1 protein-coding gene is annotated in these 1656 nt (G+C 56.5%); it reads right to left on the reverse strand.

From position 1 onward, the window contains the following. A partial coding sequence (locus ACR0EN_RS21210) for a tandem-95 repeat protein (protein ID WP_480588575.1) occupies positions 1–1640 on the reverse strand: 1640 nt, incomplete at its 3' end. Positions 1641–1656: the final 16 nt, after the last annotated feature.

Below are 1656 nucleotides of genomic sequence, written 5' to 3' on the forward strand. Positions count from 1 at the left end.
CTGGCCGTTACCGTGACACTCAATGTGCCATTGAAGTCCTGGGGCGGTGTGCCTGAGAAGCTGCCGGAAGCCGCATCAAACACCAGCCAGTCCGGCAGGGCCGTGCCATCCGTAAGTGTCGCACTCAGGGTCAGCGCATCGCTATCCACATCCGTGAATGCGTTCGCCGGCAGCACAAAGCTCACGGCCTCATCTTCCACGGAAGCCTGATTGGACAATGCAAGTGCCACAACAGGGGCATCATTGGTTCCGTGCACAATGATCGAAACGGTTGCGACGCCCACACCGCCATTGCCGTCATCGGTCGCATAGGAAAATGTGTCGATAAGTGTCTGGCCCTCTGCCAGGGCCTGAACATCAGCTGCCCCGGTGGGATCGTAGCTGATGGTCCCATCAGTGTTCAGCGTCAGGGCTGCACCATGCGCACTTGTGGCAGAAACCGCTGTCACCGTGAGTGCGTCCCCGTCGACATCGCTGTCATTGGTGAGAAGCGTGGCGGTATCAATTGAGGTCACAACATCTTCGGTGATCGGAGTGGGACTTTGCACAACATCGTTAACTGCGACAGGTGCATCGTTGACAGGGGTAATCTCAAGCGCAAAGGCATCGCTTGCTGAAAGAGACCCGTCACTGGCCGTCACCAGTACATTGACCATGCCATTGAAATCCTGCGGCGGTGTGCCTGAGAAGCTCCCTGCAACCGCATCAAACACCAGCCAGTCCGGCAGGGCCGTGCCATCCGTAAGTGTCGCACTCAAGGTCAGCGCATCCCCATCCACATCCGTGAATGCGTTCGCCGGCAGCACAAAGCTCACGGTCTCATCTTCCACGGAAGACTGATCAGGCAATACAATCGCCACAACAGGCGCATCGTTGGCTCCATGAACAACCACGGAAACACTTGCGGTGCTCTCCCCGCCATTACCGTCCTCGACCGTATAGGTGAATGTATCCGTCAGGGTCTGACCCTCTGCCAGGGCCTGAACAGCGTCTGCGCCGGTTGGATCATAGCTGATCGTCCCGTCGTCTGTGTTCAGCGTCAGGGCCGCGCCATGTGCACTCGTCGGAGACACATCCATCACCGTCAGCGCATCTCCATCCACATCGCTGTCATTGGCCAGAAGCGTGGCGGTCTCAATCAGGGTGACAACATCTTCTGTGATAATCTTGTGACTTTGAGCAACACCGTTCGCATCAAAAACGCGGGCCTTGATGGCGAGGTCCCCATCGCCCTGCTGTCCGTCATGAGACTCCCAGGTGACAACAAAACCCCCATTGGCGAGGGCTGTCACACTCGGGTTCTGTTGCCAGCCATTGGTGAATTCATTGACCAGGAATTCACTGACAACCTCATCGCCATTCTCATTGAAAATGCGGGCCTTGATGGCAGTACCGGACGTATCCCCTTGCTGCTGGTCCTCAGACATCCAGGTGACAACAAAATGGCCATTGGTGAGCGCTGTAATACTCGGGTATACTTGCCAGCTATCGGTGAATTCATTGACCAGGAACTCACTGACAATCTCATCGCCATTCTCATTGAAAATACGGGCCTTGATGGCAGAAGCGGACGCATCCCCTTGCTGCTGGTCATGAGACCCCCAGGTGACAACAAAACCCCCATTGGCGAGGGCTGTCACACTCGGGTCCTCTTGC

Source organism: Ruegeria sp. AB7, from assembly GCF_056542625.1.